Below are 16,908 nucleotides of genomic sequence, written 5' to 3'. Positions count from 1 at the left end.
TCGCAGCGCGGGAGCGTTTTGCGTGCGAGGCTGTCGCAAGAGGCATATGACCTGAGGGCTCTTGACCGTGTCGGCGCCGCACCGCCGACAGTCTTGCCGTGCGGCCGGAGAGGGGGCGGAGGATGTGCCCGTCTGATGGTCCGGGACGCGAGGGCCCCGGCGCCCGAAGGCGCCGGGGCCTGTCCTCCCCTGTACCGACCCGGAGCCCCGAGCTCTCAGGGTCGTTCCCCACGGGCCCGTGTCCCCGAGCGGCCCGCCTCCCGATGAAGATCTCCCCTCGGCCACGCCCGTCAATCCCTGAGCGTGGTCACCCGAACGAGGGGTGTTACCCGCGAACCCGCCGCTTTCGAAAGGGAGTTCGATAGCGTGCGGGGGTGCGAGGCAGGACCAGGCGTGGATCCCGAGTGGAATCAAGGGGGGTGCCAGGAATCATGGTGCGGCGCATCGACGTGACGGGCGCGGGTGGCGTACGCCTCGCCGCCTGGGAGTTCGCCGATCCTCCCAAGCCGAGGGAGGCCGAGGGAGCACCGGGCGGGGTGCTTTTGCTGCACGGCCTGATGGGCCGGGCCTCCCACTGGGCGGGCACGGCCCGCTGGCTCTCCGAGCGGCACCGCGCCATCGCCCTCGACCAGCGCGGCCACGGCCAGAGCGAGAAGCTCCCCCAGGGCCCCTACACCCGCGAGGCCTACGTGGCCGACGCCGAGGCCGCCCTCACGCAGCTCGGCCTCGCGCCCGCCGTCCTCATCGGCCACTCCATGGGCGCGCTCACCGCCTGGCAGCTGGCCGCCCGCCGCCCCGACCTCGTCCGGGGCCTGATCATCTGCGACATGCGGGCCTCCGCGCTGGGCGCGGCCTCGCAGCGGGAGTGGGAGGCCTGGTTCGAGTCCTGGCCCGTGCCGTTCGCGACCCTCGCCGACGTGCGCAAGTGGTTCGGCGAGGACGACCCCTGGGTGGAGCGTCCCAACCCCTCGCGGGGCGCGTTCTTCGCCGAGGTGATGGCCGAGGGGCCTGACGGCTGGCGGCCGGTCTTCGACCCCGCCCAGATGCTGCGGTCCCGTGAGACGTGGGTGCACGACGCGCACTGGGAGGAGCTGATCCAGGTCCGCTGCCCCGCACTCGTCGTCCGTGGCCTCGACGGCGAGCTGGGCCGCGCCGAGTCCCAGGAGATGGTCCGTGTGCTGCCCCGCGGGCAGTACGCCGAGGTGGCCGACGCCGGTCACCTCGTCCACTACGACCAGCCGGACGCCTGGCGCGCGGCCATCGAGCCGTTCCTGGACGGCGTCCTGACGGGATAGGGCGGGCCGGGAGGGCCGGGCTCACGGGCTGAGGCGCTCCACCCGCCACCCCTGACCGCCCTCGCCGCGTACGTACCGCAGCCGGTCGTGCAGGCGGTTCCAGCGGCCCTGCCAGAACTCCACCTCCCGGGGGGCCACCCGGAAGCCGCCCCAGTTCGGCGGCGCTGGGACCTGCTCGCCCTCGGGATAGCGGGCCGCCAACGTGGCGTACGCACGGTCCAGTTCGTCCCGTGAGGCGAGGACCGACGACTGGGCGCTGGCCCAGGCGCCGAGCTGGGAGCCGTGCGGGCGGGTGCGGAAGTAGGCGACCGTCTCCTCGCGCCCGACGCGCGTCGCGGTGCCGGAGACGATGACCTGGCGGGCCATGGCGTGCCAGGGGAAGAGCAGCGAGACGTGCGGGTTGGCGGCGAGCTCGCGGGCCTTGCGGGAGTCGTAGTTGGTGAAGAAGACGAAGCCGCGCTCGTCGAAGCCCTTCAGGAGCACCGTGCGGGAGCTGGGCCTGCCCTCGGTGTCGGCCGTGGAGACGACCATGGCGTTCGGCTCGTGGATGGCGTCCGTGTCGCGTACGGCCTCCTTGAACCAGTGCGCGAACTGTTCCATTGGCCCGGCGGGCAGGTCGGCCTCGGCGAGCCCCTCGGTGACGTAATGCGCACGCATGCCGGCCGGCTCGGGAAGCGGTTCTGGAAGGGAGGCACTGGAGTCGGTCACACGGTCATCTTGCCGTATACGAAGTACGGCTCGCGGGGCTCCCGGGGGCGGCGGCGTACGGTGCTGCGAGGAGGTGACGTCTGGCACTGAGTGCCGCATTCCATCGCCAAAGATGGCACCAAGGGATATCGTCCTGCTGCCGCGATCGGTGGGGGTGACCACCCGCCGCGCGGGGCATCACCGGGATGGCCGTTCCGGACCGCGAGTCGGCCGGGGCGCCGGATACTGGCGTACTCGGCGTACTCGACCGCGGAACCGGATCGTAACCGTCCACCTTTGACGCATGGTCATGAGCTGATAGCAACCGTCTGAGCTGACAGCAACCTCTTCACTTCGCCCACCACCCTGTCGAACCCATCACGAGGAGCCGCCTGATGTCCGACTTCGTACCCGGACTTGAAGGAGTCGTCGCGTTCGAGACGGAGATCGCCGAACCGGACAAGGAAGGCGGCGCGCTTCGCTACCGCGGCGTCGACATCGAGGACCTGGTCGGCCACGTCTCCTTCGGGAACGTGTGGGGCCTGCTCGTCGACGGCGCCTTCAACCCCGGCCTGCCGCCCGCCGAGCCCTTCCCCATCCCGGTGCACTCCGGGGACATCCGCGTGGACGTGCAGTCCGCGCTCGCCATGCTCGCGCCCGTGTGGGGCCTGCGTCCCCTCCTGGACATCGACGAGCAGCAGGCCCGCGAGGACCTGGCCCGCGCCGCCGTCATGGCCCTGTCCTACGTCGCCCAGTCGGCGCGCGGCCAGGGCCTGCCGATGGTGCCGCAGCGGGAGATCGACAAGGCCGAGACGGTCGTCGAGCGGTTCATGAAGCGCTGGCGCGGCGAGCCCGACCCCAAGCACGTGCAGGCCGTCGACGCGTACTGGACGTCGGCCGCCGAGCACGGCATGAACGCCTCCACGTTCACCGCCCGCGTCATCGCCTCCACCGGCGCGGACGTGGCGGCGGCGCTGTCCGGGGCCGTCGGCGCCATGTCGGGGCCGCTGCACGGCGGGGCGCCGTCCCGGGTCCTCGGCATGATCGAGGAGATCGAGCGTACGGGCGACGCGGTGGCGTACGTGAAGCAGGCGCTGGACAAGGGCGAGCGGCTGATGGGCTTCGGGCACCGCGTGTACCGGGCCGAGGACCCGCGCGCGCGGGTGCTGCGGCGCACCGCCCGTGAGCTGGGGGCGCCGCGCTTCGAGGTCGCCGAGGCACTGGAGAAGGCGGCCCTGGACGAGCTGCACGCGCGCCGTCCCGACCGGGTCCTCGCCACGAACGTGGAGTTCTGGGCGGCGATCGTCCTGGACTTCGCCGAGGTCCCGGCGCACATGTTCACGTCGATGTTCACGTGCGCGAGGACCGCCGGATGGTCGGCGCACATCCTGGAACAGAAGCGGACGGGGCGGCTGGTCCGGCCGTCCGCGCGTTATGTGGGGCCGGGTTCGCGTGGCCCCCAGGAGATCGAGGGGTTCGGGGACATCACCCGCTGAGGCCCGTGCCGCTCAGGCCAGCGCCGAGCTGACCAGCACCGTCCACTGCGCCACCACCCGCTCCCTGCGCGCCCCGTCGTCCGTCAGCAGATTCGCCAGGCCGAGGCCCCGTGCCATGTCCAGCAGGCCCTGGATGGTCTCGCGGACGCCGGGGCGCGACTCGTCGGCATGGAGGAGTTCCACCGCTATGCGGTGCGTCTCGCGGCCGACGCGGGCTTCGAGTTCCGTGACGCGCGAGCCCAGCTGGGGTTCGTTCGACGCGGCCACCCAGAGGTGGAGCGCCGCCCGGAACAGCGGGCCGGTGTAGAGGTCGACCAGAGCGGCGACCACCGAGGCCGGGTCCTGGGCGGGCAGCGCGCGCAGGGCCGTGGAGCGCTGTTCGGCGACGTACTCCACGGCGGCCGTGAAGAGGTCCTCGCGGGTCGGGAAGTGGTGCTGGGCGGCGCCCCGCGAGACCCCGGCCCGCTCGGCGACCACGGAGACCGTGGAGCCCGCCCAGCCGTGCTCGGCGAGGCAGGACACGGCGGCCTGGAGGAGCTTCTGCCGCGTGGCGCGGCTGCGGTCCTGCTTGGGCGCCCGGTCGGCGGTGGTCACAGCACCCATGGGGGCTCCCGTCGTTCGAGGAACGCCCCCGCCCCGTCCCGTGCCTCGGCGGAACCGAAGAGCCGCGCGGACAGGGCGACCAGGGCGTCCGAGTGTGCGTCGAATGCGTCGAGCACCTTAGCCGTGAGCAGCTTCTTCGTCTCGGCCAGGGCGCCGGGCGCCGCCTTGCGCAGCCCGTCGAGCATCGGTTGGAGTCCCGCGTCCACGTCATCGGCGTACGCGGTGACGAGGCCGGTCCGGGCCGCCTCCGCCCCGTCGAAGCGCTCTCCGGTGAGGTGGTAGCGGGCGGCGGCGCTCGGGTCGAGGCGGGGCAGCAGCGTCAGGGAGATGACGGCGGGCGCGACCCCGACGCGTACCTCCGTGAGCGCGAAGGAGGCGCCAGGACCGGCCACCGCGAGGTCGCACGCGCCGAGCAGCCCGAGCCCGCCCGCCCGCACATGCCCGGCCACCCGGGCGAGGACCGGTTTCGGCAGCTGGACGATCTGCCGCAGCAGCCGTACGAAGTCCCGGGGGTCCGGCGGCTCGCGCAGGTCGGCCCCGGCGCAGAACGTCGTCCCGGTGTGGGTGAGGACGACCGCGCGGACGCCGGGGTCCGCGCCGAGGTCGTGGAGTGCCTCGGCGAGCGCGCCCACCAGGGCCGCCGAGAGCGCGTTGCGGCGCTCGGGGAAGTCCAGGGTGACGGTGACGATGCCGCGCTGCGGCGAGGAGACGACAAGGCTCATGGGGGGCTCCTCAGTACGGCTCTCAGTACGACTTGGGCAGGCCGAGCGTCTGGTGGGAGACGTAGTTGAGGATCATCTCCCTGCTGACGGGGGCGATGCGGGCCACGCGGGAGGCGACGATGAGCGAGGCGAGGCCGAACTCCTTGGTGAGGCCGTTGCCGCCGAGGGTGTGCACAGCCTGGTCGACGGCCTTCACACAGGCGTCGGCGGCGGCCAGCTTGGCCATGTTCGCGGCCTCGCCCGCGGCCATGTCCTCGCCGTCGTCGTAGAGGCGGGCGGCCTTCTGCGTCATCAGGCGGGCCAGCTCGATCTCGATGTGGGACTGCGCGAGGGGGTGCGCGATGGCCTGGTGGGCGCCGATGGGTGTCTTCCAGACACTGCGCTCCTTCGCGTACTCGGTGGCGCGGTGCAGCGCGTACCGCCCCATGCCGAGCGCGAAGGCGGCCGTCATGATCCGCTCGGGGTTCAGGCCCGCGAAGAGCTGGAGGAGGCCCGCGTCCTTGTCGCCGACGAGCGCGTCGGCGGGCAGCCGTACATCGTCGAGGACCAGCTCGAACTGCTTCTCGGCCGCCTGGAGCTCCATGGCGATCTGCCGCCGTTCAAAGCCGGGGGTGTCGCGCGGGACGATGAACAGGCACGGCTTGAGGCTGCCGGTGCGGGTGTCCGACGTCCGGCCGACGATGAGGGTGGCGTCGGCGATGTCGACGCCGGAGATGAACACCTTGCGGCCGGTCAGGAGCCAGTCGCCGGAGTCGGGGTCGCGGCGGGCCGTGGTGGTGATGCGGTGGGAGTTGGAGCCCGCGTCCGGCTCGGTGATGCCGAAGGCCATGGTGCGGGAGCCGTCGGCGAGGCCGGGCAGCCAGGCCCGCTTCTGCGCCTCGGTGCCGAAGCGGGCGATGACGGTGCCGCAGATGGCGGGTGAGACGACCATCATCAGGAGCGGGGAGCCTGCGGCCCCCAACTCCTCCAGGACGATGGAGAGTTCGGCGATGCCGCCGCCTCCGCCGCCGTACTCCTCGGGCAGGTTCACGCCGAGGTAGCCGAGCTTCGCCGCCTCCGCCCACAGCTCGGTGGGGTGGCCGTCGTTCGCCACGACGCGGGTCATGTAGTCGCGGCCGTAGCGCTTGCCGAGGGCGGCGACGGCGGCGCGCAGGGCCTGGTGCTCCTCGGTCTCCAGGACGGTGTTGCGGGCGGTGGGGCGGGCGGGGCTCATGCGGACTCCTCCGGTTCGGCGGCGGCCTGGACGACGGCGAGCAGGGCGCCGACCTCGACCTGGCGGCCGGGTGCGGCGTGCAGCGCGGTGAGCGTGCCGGAGGCGGGAGCGCAGACGCGGTGCTCCATCTTCATGGCCTCCAGCCAGACGAGGGGTTGCCCGGCCGTGACGGCCGCGCCCTCGGCGAGCCCTTCGGCGACGCGGACGACGGTGCCGGGCATGGGGGCGAGCAGTGAGCCGGGGGCGCGGCGGGCGGCGGGTTCGGGGAGCGGGGGCAGTGCGGTGAGGGCGGTGTCGCCGCGTGCGGTGGTGACGTGCACCCGGTCTCCGTACCGCGTGACCGTGAACTTCCGCCGGACGCCGTCCACTTCGAGCTCGACGCGGGTGGGCGTCACGGCGAGGACCCGCACCCCCTCGGCGGTCGGGCCGCTCCGGGTGTGGTCGTAGCGGACCTCGTGCTCGGCGCCGTCGGCCTCGGTGCGGTAGCGCTTGAGGTGGGGCTGCGAGCGGAGGTTGCGCCAGCCGCCGAACCGGGAGCGGCCGTGCGCGTCGGCGAGGGCGGCCGCCAGCGGGGCGTGCGGGTCGGGGGCGGCGGCCGTGAGCGCGGTGGCGTGCCGGTCGTAGAAGCCGGTGTCCATGCGGGCGCCGGTGAACTCCGGGTGCCGCAGGGAGCGTACGAGCAGGTCGCGGTTGGTGACCGGGCCGTGGACCGTGGCCCGCTCCAGGGCGCCCGCGAGCTTCCGCACGGCCTCGGCGCGGGTGGGTGCGTACGCGACGGCCTTGGCGAGCATCGGGTCGTAGTGGACGCCGATCGCGTCGCCGTCCGTGTAGCCGGTGTCGAGGCGTACGCCCGGCATGTCCAGGCGGTGCAGGGTGCCGGTCTGCGGGGCCCATCCGGCCGCCGGGTCCTCGGCGTACAGGCGGGCCTCGACGGCATGCCCGCGCGCGGGTGGCGGCTCCTCCTCCAGGGCGTGCCCCTCGGCGACCCGGATCTGGAGCGCCACCAGGTCGACGCCGAACACGGCCTCGGTGACGGGATGTTCGACCTGGAGGCGGGTGTTCATCTCCAGGAAGTGCGCCCGGCCGCCGGCCACCAGGAACTCGACGGTGCCCGCGCCGCGGTACTCGGTCACGCGCGCGGCCCGCACCGCCTGGGCGTGCAGTTCCGCGACCAGTTCGGGGGCGAGGCCGGGCGCCGGGGACTCCTCGATGACCTTCTGGTGGCGGCGCTGGAGGGTGCAGTCGCGGGTGCCGAGCGTCCACACGGTGCCGTGCGCGTCGGCCATGAGCTGCACCTCGACGTGCCGTCCGCCCTCGATGTACGGCTCGACGAACACCTCGCCGTCCCCGAAGGCGCTCGCGGCCTCGGCCCGCGCCGCCGCCAGCTCCCCCGCCAGATCGGCCATGTCACGTACGACGCGCATGCCGCGCCCGCCGCCGCCCGCGGCCGCCTTCACGAGCACCGGCAGGTCGGCCTCGGTGACCTCGCCGAGCGGCTCGACGCCCATCAGCTCCTTGGCGCGCGTCTTGGACGCCATGGCCTCGATCGCCTCGGGCGGCGGGCCGATCCAGGTCAGGCCAGCGTCCTGGACGGCGCGCGCGAAGGCGGCGTTCTCGGAGAGGAAGCCGTAGCCGGGGTGGACGGCGTCGGCGCCCGCGGCCTGCGCGGCCTTCACGACGAGGTCGCCGCGCAGATACGTCTCACCGGGCGCCGAGCCGGGCAGCCGTACCGCCGTGTCGGCCTCGCGCACGTGCAGGGCGTCCGCGTCGGCGTCGGAGTACACGGCGACGGTGGCGATGCCGAGGTCGCGGCAGGTGCGGAAGACGCGGCAGGCGATCTCGCCGCGGTTGGCCACCAACAGGGAAGTGATCATCGGGGAGTTCCTCACATCCGGAAGACGCCGAAGCCGCCGCGCGCGCCCTCGAAGGGGGCGGTGTGGATCGCGGACAGGCAGATACCGAGGACGGTGCGGGTGTCGCGCGGGTCGATGACCCCGTCGTCGTAGAGCCGCCCGGAGAGGAACATCGGCAGCGACTCAGCCTCGATCTGCTGCTCCACCATGGCCCGCAGCCCCGCGTCGGCCTCGTCGTCATACGGCTGCCCCTTCGCGGCGGCCGACGCGCGGGCCACGATCGACAGGACGCCGGCGAGCTGCTGCGGGCCCATGACGGCGGACTTCGCGCTCGGCCAGGCGAAGAGGAAGCGGGGGTCGTAGGCGCGGCCGCACATGCCGTAGTGACCGGCGCCGTAACTCGCCCCCATGAGGACGGACAGGTGCGGCACGCGCGAGTTGCTCACCGCGTTGATCATCATCGCGCCGTGCTTGATGATGCCGCCCTGCTCGTACTCCCTGCCGACCATGTAGCCGGTGGTGTTGTGCAGGAACAGCAGCGGGATGTCGCGCTGGTTGGCGAGCTGGATGAACTGGGCGGCCTTCTGCGACTCCTCGCTGAACAGCACGCCTTGGGCGTTGGCGAGGATGCCGACGGGATAGCCGTGCAGCCGCGCCCAGCCGGTGACCAGTGAGGCCCCGTACAGCGGCTTGAACTCGTCGAAGTCGGAGCCGTCGACGACGCGTGCGATGACCTCGCGCGGGTCGAAGGGCTTCTTCAGGTCGTCGGGGACGATGCCGAGGAGTTCGTCCTCGTCGTACTTGGGCGGCTCGACGGTGAGCGGGTGCGGGTCGGCGTACGCCTTGCGCCAGTTGAGGCGGGAGACGACCCGGCGGGCCTGGCGCAGGGCGTCGCGCTCGTCCTCGGCGAGGTGGTCGGCGAGGCCGGAGGTGCGGGCGTGCATCTCGGCGCCGCCGAGCGACTCGTCGTCGCTCTCCTCGCCGGTCGCCATCTTCACCAGCGGCGGCCCGCCGAGGAAGACCTTCGCGCGCTCCTTGACCATGATCACGTGGTCGCACATGCCGGGGACGTACGCGCCGCCCGCCGTGGAGTTCCCGAAGACGACGGCGACGGTCGGGATCCCGGCCGCCGAGGACCGCGTGAGGTGTTTGAAGAGGGCGCCGCCCGGGATGAAGATCTCCTTCTGGGACGGCAGGTCGGCGCCGCCGGACTCCACGAGGTGGATCGACGGCAGCCGGTTGGCGTGCCCGATCTCATGGGCCCGGAAGGCCTTCTTCAGCGTCCAGGGGTTGGAGGCGCCGCCCCTGACCGTCGGGTCGTTGGCGGTGATCAGGCACTCGACGCCCTCGACGACGCCGATGCCGGTGACCATGGAGGCGCCGACGGGGTAGTCGCTGCCCCAGGCCGCCAGCGGCGACAGCTCCAGGAAGGGCGTGTCGGGATCGAGCAGCAACTCGATGCGCTCCCGGGCCGGCAACTTGCCGCGTTTGCGGTGGCGTTGGACGTACTTGTCGCCGCCGCCCTCCAGGGCCTTGGCCTGCTCGGCGTCGAGCGCGGCCAGCTTCTCCAGCATGGCGGCGCGGTGCTCGGCGTACTCGGCGCTCGCGGGGTCGAGCGCGGAGGCGAGGACGGTCACAGCGGTACCTCCGGCGGTGTTCGGTCCTGCGGGCTCACAGCAGCTCCTCCGGGATGTCCACATGGCGGGCGCGCAGCCATTCGCCGAGGCCCTTGGCCTGGGGGTCGAAGCGGGCCCGCGCGGCCACGCCCTCACCGAGCAGGCCCTCGACGACGAAGTTCAGGGCGCGCAGGTTCGGCAGGTCATGGCGTACGACGGTCAAGTCGGCGGTCTCCGGGAGCAGCTCCCGGAAGCGGGCCACCGTCAGCTCGTGGGCGAGCCACCGCCACGCGTCGTCGGTGCGTGCCCATACGCCGACGTTGGCGTCGCCGCCCTTGTCGCCGCTGCGGGCCCCGGCGACGAGGCCGAGGGGGGCGCGGCGGGTGGGGCCCGGTGGCAGGGGTTCCGGGAGGGGTGGTGGCGGCACGTCGTCCAGTACGAGGGTGTCGTCGTCGCCGGACGGCACCGGGCGCCGCTCGCCGTCCGGCAGGACCGCCACGTGCTCGACGGCGGACCGCTCGACGTACGCCGCCTCGAAGACGCCGTAGGGGGCGGCCTTGCCGGGCGGCGCGGTCACGTGGAAGCCGGGGTAGCTGCCGAGGGCGAGTTCGACCGCGGCGCCGCCGATCACGCGGCCCACCGTGTCCGCGTCGGGGTCGCGCACGACGAGCCGCAGCAGGGCGGACGCGGTCTCCTCGGTGGCGGCGTTGGAGCGGTCGGTGCGGGACAGCTCCCAGCGGACCTCGGCGGGGCGGGACTTGGCGCGGTCGAAGGCGTCCTCCAGCTGGGCGCGGACGAGGGCGGCCTTGGCCTCGATGTCGAGGCCGGTGAGGACGAAGACGACCTCGTTGCGGTGGCCGCCGAGCCGGGTCAGGCCGGCCTTCAGCGTCGGGGGCGGCGCCTCGCCGCGCACGCCGTCGATCCGTACGCGGTCCGGGCCCTCCTGGGTGAGGGTGAGCGTGTCGAGGCGGGCGGTGACATCCGGGCCCGCGTACCGGGCGCCCTGCGTCTCGTAGAGGAGCTGCGCGGTGACGGTGCCGACGTCGACGAAGCCGCCGGTGCCTTCGTGCTTGGTGATGACGGCCGAGCCGTCCTCGTGGATCTCGGCGAGGGGGAAGCCGGGGCGGCGCACGGCCTCCGGGGCGTGCTCGGCGAAGAAGGCGTGGTTGCCGCCGGTGGCCTGGGTGCCGCACTCCAGGACGTGCCCGGCGACGACCGCGCCCGCGAGCCGGTCATACGCGTCCGGCGCCCATCCGAAGTGCGCGGCGGCAGGCCCGCTGACCAGGGCGGCGTCGCTCACGCGTCCGGTGACGACCACATCGGCACCGGCGTCCAGGCAGGCCGCGATGCCGGCGCCGCCGAGGTAGGCGTGCGCGGTGAGGGTGCCGGGGAAGCGGGGCCCGCCGAGGTCGTCGCCCTCGACGTGCGCGACGCGTACGGGGACGCCGAGCCGCCCTGCCAGCTCGCGCACGGCGTCGGCGAGCCCCGCCGGATTGAGGCCGCCCGCGTTGGTGACGATCTTCACGCCGCGTTCGTGGGCGGTGCCGAGGCACTCCTCCAGCTGCCGCAGGAAGGTCTTGGCATACCCGCGTGAGGGGTCCTTGAGCCGGTCGCGGCCGAGGATCAGCATGGTCAGCTCGGCGAGGTAATCACCGGTCAGGACGTCGAGGTGACCGCCGGTCAGCATCTCGCGCAGGGCGTCGAACCGGTCACCGTAGAACCCCGAGCCGTTGCCGACCCGCAGAGGCCGCCGGGTCACGCCCCGCCTCCCCGCCCGTGACGCGGCGCGCGTCCCTCGCCCGAGGGGCCCGCGAAGGCCTGGGCGAGGTCGAGCCAGCGGTCGGCGTCCGGGCCCTCGGCGTGCAACGCCAGGTCGGTGCGGTGTGCGCGGTGCGTCACCAGCAGGCAGAAGTCGAGCGCGGGACCCGTCACGCGCTGGGCGGCGCCCTCGGGGCCGTACGCCCACACCTCTCCCGTCACGGGCGAGGTCAGCTCGACGCGGAACTCCCCGACCGGCGCCGCGGCCCCGCGCACGGCGAAGGCGAAGTCCCGCGCCCGGACCCCGATCCGCGCGACGTGCCGCAGCCGGTCCGTCGGCGCCCGTGTCACGCCGAGGGCGTCCGCCACGTCCTGCCCGTGCGCCCAGGTCTCCATGAGCCGCGCGGTCGCCATGGACGGCACGGCCATGGGCGGCCCGTACCAGGGCAGCCGGGTCCCGGCGGGGGCCTCGGCCAGGACCCGCCACAGCGCGTCGCGCCCGGTCCGCCAGCGGTCGAGCAGCTCGGCGGGCGGCAGCGCGGCCCCTTCCTCGGCGCCCTCGTCCACGAACGTGCCCGGGTTAGCCGCGGCCTTCTCGGCCTCGGCGGCGAAGGCCACCGGGTCGGTGGCGGCGAGCAGGGCGGCCCGGTCGGTCCAGGCGAGGTGCGCGATCTGGTGGGCGATCGTCCAGCGGGGCGCGGGCGTCGCGAGGACCCAGCGGCCCTCGTCCAACTCCGCGACGAGCCGGTCGAGTTCCTCGCTCTCGCTGCGCAGGTCGTCGAGCACGGACAGGGCATCGGACATGGGACGCTCCCCTCGCGGGATGGCGGAGTCCTGGGAGCATGGCAGTGCCGACCGAAACAAGCAAGCGTGCTTGCATGGTTTTATGCGCGCGCCCGTCCCGCACGGGACTTCGAGGGGCCCTGCTTCCGCCGCAGGGCCTCGACTTTCAGGGCCAGGACGGCCATGTCACGCAGCCGGGTGTAGTACCCGGCGGCGTACGGGTCGTCGAGCGCCGGGAGGACCGCGTCGAACACCGCCACCAGCCGCGTGAACTCCGCGTACCGCCGGTCGGGAAGGGGGCCCTTGAGGACGCCGGCCGAGTAGGCGTAGGCGTCCGCGTCGAGCAGCACCAGGTCCTGGCCCGCGACATCCCGGCCGCGGGCGCCGGGCGGGAAGGGCCTGTCCATGTGCGCGGCCGCCATCAGCGCGAGGGCGTCGCGCATCTCCTTGAACGCTCCGGGCCCCTCCCCGGACAGGCCGGCGGCCATCTCAGCCCTCCGTCTTCCGCACGGCCTTGGCGTCCGCCCGCCTCCGGCCCCCGCCCCGGCCCACCTGCGTCCGCACCGCGCCCATGCTCGCCGCGATGACCAGGGAGATCGCCAGCGCCTCCGCGATCGACAGGGCCTGGCTGAGGACGAGGAATCCGGCGACGGAGGCGATGGCCGGCTCCAGGCTCATCAGGATCGCGAAGGTGTGCGCGGGAAGGCGCCGCAGCGCGAGGAGTTCGAGGGTGTACGGCAGCACGGACGACATGACGGCGACCACCGCGCCCAGCGCCAGCGTGCCCGGTTCGACGAGCTTCGCCCCGGACTCCACGATCCCGAGCGGCAGGAACACCACCGCCGCGACCACCATCGCGAGCGCCAGCCCGTCGGCCTGCGGGAAGCGCCGTCCGGTGCGCGCGCTGAAGACGATGTACGCGGCCCACATCGCGCCCGCGCCGAGCGCGTAGGCGACACCGGCCGGATCGAGGCCGCTGAAGCCGCCCCCGCCCAGCAGGAAGACGCCGCAGAGGGCCAGCCCGGCCCAGATGAGGTTCACCGCGCGGCGCGAGGCGATGACGGAGAGCGCGAGCGGTCCGAGGACTTCCAGGGTGACGGCGGGGCCCATGGGGATGCGGGCGACGGACTGGTAGAAGAGGCCGTTCATGCCGGCCATGACCACGCCGAAGGCGACCACCGTGCCCCAGTCGGCCCGCGAATGCCCGCGCAGCTTCGGCCGGCACACGGCGAGCAGCACGAGCGCGGCGAAGGCGAGCCGCAGCGTCACGATGCCGAGCGCTCCGACGCGCGGCATCACGCTCACGGCGACCGCGCCGCCGAACTGCACGGAGATCCCGCCCGCGAGGACGAGCCCGACCGGCCCGAGCCGGGCGCGGAGCCCGCCTCGGGGCGCGGCGGCGGCCTCGGCGCTCGCGACCTCCGGCTGCTGGGCCACCACGGGGGCCACTCCGGGGGCAGCCGCCGGTGCCGCCTGATCGCTGCGCGAGACGTTCACGCCTGAGCCTTTCCTGACGCTGGTCGTTCCGAGTCCAGTTTGCTGGACTCCACCGTACAAGGTAATAGACCATGCCCCCGTACGGCTCAGTGGGTGCCGACGGCGTTCCCCCGCGCTGTGCGGAAGGCCACCGAGAAGTCCTTGACCAGGGCCTTACGTTCGTAGTCGTCGAGTGCGACGAGCTCCCGCCCGGTGAGCCCGCGGACGGTGTCGTCCACGGCGTCCAGGACCGACGTCAGCACGCTGTCCCGGCGCTCGGCGTCGATGGCGGCGATCTGGCGGCGCCGCACCTCGCCCGGCCGGCCGACCGACACCCCGGCAGAGATCAAGAACCGTTCCGATCCTTCCGGAATGGACCCTTCCGCCCTACCCACGAATGACCCTTCTGTCCGGGACCTTCGTCCCGGCCGGTCCGCTCCAGCGCGCCCGCGAGGACCTCCGCCAGGTGCCACCCCCGCACCCCCGCCAGTTGCCCCAGCTGGGTCCGGCAGGAGAAACCGTCGGCCAGGACCACCGCGCGGTCCGGCGCCCGGCGCACCGAGGGCAGCAGCTGCTCCTCCGCGCAGGTCACGGACACCTCGTAATGCCCCTGCTCGAACCCGAAGTTCCCGGCGAGCCCGCAGCAGCCGCCGCTCAGCTCGCCCTCGATGCCCGCCTTCGCCCGTAGCCGCCGTTCCGCCGCGTCGCCGAGGACCGCGTGCTGGTGACAGTGCGTCTGGCCGACCGCCGGGCGTCCGACGTGCGGCGGCCGCCACCGCGGCGCCAGTTCTTCGAGGGCCTGCGCGAAGGTCCGCACGGACGCGGCGAGGCGGTGCGCGCGCGGATCGTCGCCCAGCAGCTCGACCAGATCCGTCCTGAGGGCCGCCGCGCAACTCGGTTCCAGGACGACCACCGGTGTGCCGGCCGCCAAGAGCGGGGCCACGCGGTCCAGGGTGGCGCGCAGCACCGCGCGCGCCAGGTCGAGCTGCCCCGTCGAGACGTACGTCAGCCCGCAGCACACACCTTCCGGCGGCAGCGCGACGGTCAGCCCGGCGTCCTCCAGGACCCGTACCGCGGCGCGTCCCACGGAGGGCGAGAGGTGGTCGGTGAAGGTGTCGGGCCAGAGCACGACCGACGCGGGGCGGCTCCCGTCCCTCGGCCTGCCGCGCCACCACTGACGGAGCGTGCGCGGCGCCACCGGCGGAATCGACCGCTCCGGCGCGATCCCGCCGAGCCGCTTGCCGAGCGCCGCCAACGGGCCGATCCGCGCGAGGGCGTTGAGGACCGGGGCCGTGCGCGTGGCGGCGACGAACCGCAGCCAGCGCGGCAGCCACCCCATCGCGTAGTGGGCGGCGGGCCTGCGGCGCCCTTCGTAGTGGTGATGCAGGAACTCCGCCTTGTACGTGGCCATGTCGACGCCCACCGGGCAGTCCGAGCGGCAGCCCTTGCAGGACAGGCAGAGGTCGAGCGCGTCCCTGACCTCCGTCGAACGCCAGCCGTCCGTCACCACCTCGCCCGCCAGCATCTCGTGCAGCAGCCGCGCCCTGCCGCGCGTGGAGTGCTCCTCCTCGCCCGTGGCCCGGAAGGACGGGCACATGACGCCGGTGGGCGATGCCACCTTCGTCGTACGGCATTTGGCGACGCCCACGCACCGCCTGACCGCCGCGGCGAAGTCGCCGCCGTCGGCGCCGTCACTGGGGTAGCCGAAGGCGACGTCGACGGGCTCGCGCGGCAGGGGCGTGAACCGCAGGTTCGTGTCGAGGGGCGCGGGCCGCACCAGCATGCCCGGGTTGAGCAGGCCATCGGGGTCCCAGACGTCCTTCACACGGGCGAAGAGAGCGACGAGTTCGGGCCCGTACATCTTCGGCAGCAGCTCGGCGCGGGCCTGCCCGTCGCCGTGCTCACCGGAGAGCGAGCCGCCGTGCGCGACGACGACGTCGGCCAGCTCCTCGGAGAACCGGCGGAAGCGGGCCACGCCTTCGGGGGTGATCAGGTCGAAGTCGATGCGTACGTGGATGCAGCCGTCCCCGAAGTGCCCGTACGGGGTGCCGCGCAGGCCGTGCTCGGCGAGCAGCGCCCGGAAGTCGCGCAGGTAGGCGCCGAGGCGGGCCGGGGGCACGGCGCAGTCCTCCCAGCCGGGCCAGGCCTCTGTGCCGAAGCCCCGGCCCCGCCCGGACGCGTCGCCGCCGCCGTGGGCGATGTTGTCGGTGATGTAGTCGGTGCTGTAGTCGGTGATGCGCGTGGCGGTGCCGCTGGCGTCCTCCCGTACGCGCCACAGCGCGCGCTGCCCGGCCGGGTCGTCGACGACCACGGCGTCCAGGACGTCGGCGGCGCGCACGATCGTCTCGGCCCGCGCGCGTGCCTCGGCCGGGCTTTCGCCGCCCGTCTCCACGAACAGCCAGGCGCCGCCCCTGGGCAGGACGCTCTCCCGGGGGCCCGCGCCCCGGACGAGGTCGGCCGCCATGCCCTCGACGGTCAGGGGGCCGTGGGGCAGGAGGCCGACGGCGGCTTCGGCGGCGGCGCTCTCGTCGGCGTACCCGAGGACGGCGAGCGCTCGTGCGCGCGGCGCCTCGACGAGCCGCACGGCGGCTTCGGTGAGGAGGCCGAGTGTGCCCTCCGAGCCGCAGAAGACGCGGGCGAGGTCGGGGCCGCGTTCGGGGAGGAGGGCGTCGAGGGCGTAACCGGAGATGCGGCGCGGCAGGTCGGGGTAGCCGGTGCGCAGGAGGGCCAGGTGGTCGTCGATGAGGGGGCGCAGGCCTTCGGGGGCCCCGGTCCAGCCCTGCCCGAGGCGGAGGGTGTGGCCCCGGCCGCTGATGACGGACAGGGAGTGGACGTTGTCGGCCGTTGTCCCCCAGGCCACCGAGTGCGACCCGCACGAGTTGTTGCCGATCATCCCGCCCAGCGTGCACCGGCTGTGCGTGGACGGATCCGGGCCGAACGTCAGGCCGTGCGGGGCCGCCGCCGCGCGCAGGTCGTCGAGGATCACCCCCGGCTGGACCACGGCGGTCCGCGCCTCGGGGTCGAGGGAGACGATCCGGTTCATCCGCCGGGTGAAGTCGAGGACGACGCCGAGACCCGTCGCCTGCCCGGCGATCGACGTGCCCGCTCCGCGCGCCACCACCGGCACGCCCCGCCGCCGGCAGACGTCGAGCGCCGCCGCCACGTCGTCGGCGTCGTGCGGGGCGACCACCGCGGCGGGCACCCGACGGTAGTTGGAGGCGTCCATGGTGTGCAGGGCCCGCGCGGTCACGGAGAGGTCCACCGCGCCGCGCACGGCCGCGCGCAGGTCCCGCTCCAGGCCGCCGGGGTCACTGCCGGAGTCACTGCGGAGATCGCTCATACGGCTCAGAATGCCTCCGCGCGCACCCCCTGGGGCCACCCCGCCACACCCGAAATATCAGGATCC

General features: G+C 73.8%; 14 protein-coding genes. 2 read left to right on the top strand and 12 right to left on the bottom strand.

The annotated features are described in order from the left end of the window. Positions 1 to 431: 431 nt before the first annotated feature. Complete coding sequence (locus tag ACF062_RS30865; protein ID WP_392142910.1) at positions 432 to 1,295, top strand: alpha/beta fold hydrolase; 864 nt, start codon at positions 432 to 434, stop codon at positions 1,293 to 1,295. 21 nt (positions 1,296 to 1,316) lie between these two features. Here ACF062_RS30865 and pdxH read toward each other — a convergent pair whose 3' ends face one another. Further along, positions 1,317 to 1,952 carry a pyridoxamine 5'-phosphate oxidase gene (gene pdxH / locus ACF062_RS30860; protein ID WP_392143024.1) on the bottom strand — a complete coding sequence of 212 codons (636 nt, stop codon included), beginning with the start codon at positions 1,950 to 1,952 and terminating at the stop codon, positions 1,317 to 1,319. A 425-nt stretch (positions 1,953 to 2,377) separates the two neighbouring features. Here pdxH and ACF062_RS30855 point away from each other — a divergent pair, with 425 nt between their 5' ends. Next, positions 2,378 to 3,478, top strand: coding sequence for a citrate synthase 2 (locus ACF062_RS30855; RefSeq protein ID WP_223775273.1), 1,101 nt, complete (start codon positions 2,378 to 2,380; stop codon positions 3,476 to 3,478). Positions 3,479 to 3,490: 12 nt separating this feature from the next. On the opposite strand, the gene ACF062_RS30850 is transcribed toward ACF062_RS30855, so the two are convergent. The 11 genes from ACF062_RS30850 to ACF062_RS30800 form a co-directional block, all read right to left on the bottom strand. Beyond that, positions 3,491 to 4,081 carry a TetR/AcrR family transcriptional regulator gene (locus ACF062_RS30850; RefSeq protein ID WP_392142909.1) on the bottom strand — a complete coding sequence of 197 codons (591 nt, stop codon included), beginning with the start codon at positions 4,079 to 4,081 and terminating at the stop codon, positions 3,491 to 3,493. Then, positions 4,069 to 4,803: an enoyl-CoA hydratase family protein gene (locus ACF062_RS30845; RefSeq protein WP_392142908.1), complete on the bottom strand. Its 735-nt coding sequence runs from the start codon at positions 4,801 to 4,803 to the stop codon at positions 4,069 to 4,071. The genes ACF062_RS30850 and ACF062_RS30845 overlap by 13 nt, the downstream gene beginning before the upstream one ends. A 22-nt stretch (positions 4,804 to 4,825) precedes the next feature. After that, positions 4,826 to 6,016, bottom strand: a complete 1,191-nt coding sequence (locus ACF062_RS30840; RefSeq protein WP_392142907.1) for an acyl-CoA dehydrogenase family protein — start codon at positions 6,014 to 6,016, stop codon at positions 4,826 to 4,828. Next, on the bottom strand, positions 6,013 to 7,890 hold the full coding sequence (locus tag ACF062_RS30835) for a biotin carboxylase N-terminal domain-containing protein (protein WP_392142906.1): 1,878 nt from the start codon (positions 7,888 to 7,890) through the stop codon (positions 6,013 to 6,015). The genes ACF062_RS30840 and ACF062_RS30835 overlap by 4 nt, the downstream gene beginning before the upstream one ends. 11 nt (positions 7,891 to 7,901) lie before the next feature. Further along, a complete protein-coding gene (locus ACF062_RS30830) occupies positions 7,902 to 9,506 on the bottom strand; it encodes an acyl-CoA carboxylase subunit beta (RefSeq protein WP_392142905.1) in 1,605 nt (534 codons plus the stop codon). Between the two features lie 34 nt (positions 9,507 to 9,540). Further along, positions 9,541 to 11,244 (bottom strand): acyclic terpene utilization AtuA family protein, encoded by a 1,704-nt coding sequence (locus ACF062_RS30825; RefSeq protein WP_392142904.1) that lies wholly within the window; start codon positions 11,242 to 11,244, stop codon positions 9,541 to 9,543. Next, on the bottom strand, positions 11,241 to 12,047 hold the full coding sequence (locus ACF062_RS30820) for a TIGR03084 family metal-binding protein (protein ID WP_392142903.1): 807 nt from the start codon (positions 12,045 to 12,047) through the stop codon (positions 11,241 to 11,243). Before ACF062_RS30820 ends, ACF062_RS30825 begins: the two co-directional genes overlap by 4 nt. 80 nt (positions 12,048 to 12,127) lie before the next feature. Continuing rightward, positions 12,128 to 12,514 (bottom strand): hypothetical protein, encoded by a 387-nt coding sequence (locus ACF062_RS30815; RefSeq protein WP_392142902.1) that lies wholly within the window; start codon positions 12,512 to 12,514, stop codon positions 12,128 to 12,130. Position 12,515: 1 nt separating this feature from the next. Further along, positions 12,516 to 13,523 carry a DMT family transporter gene (locus tag ACF062_RS30810; protein WP_392142901.1) on the bottom strand — a complete coding sequence of 336 codons (1,008 nt, stop codon included), beginning with the start codon at positions 13,521 to 13,523 and terminating at the stop codon, positions 12,516 to 12,518. A gap of 86 nt (positions 13,524 to 13,609) precedes the next feature. Then, positions 13,610 to 13,852: a hypothetical protein gene (locus tag ACF062_RS30805; protein ID WP_392142900.1), complete on the bottom strand. Its 243-nt coding sequence runs from the start codon at positions 13,850 to 13,852 to the stop codon at positions 13,610 to 13,612. Further along, complete coding sequence (locus tag ACF062_RS30800; protein ID WP_392142899.1) at positions 13,849 to 16,842, bottom strand: FAD-binding and (Fe-S)-binding domain-containing protein; 2,994 nt, start codon at positions 16,840 to 16,842, stop codon at positions 13,849 to 13,851. The genes ACF062_RS30805 and ACF062_RS30800 overlap by 4 nt, the downstream gene beginning before the upstream one ends. Positions 16,843 to 16,908 lie beyond the last annotated feature (66 nt).

This window comes from Streptomyces sp. NPDC015345, from assembly GCF_043078805.1.
Taxonomy (GTDB): Bacteria; Actinomycetota; Actinomycetes; order Streptomycetales; family Streptomycetaceae; genus Streptomyces.
The sequence above is the reverse complement of the archived record's forward strand: the minus strand, read 5'-3'. Positions and strand labels throughout refer to the sequence as shown.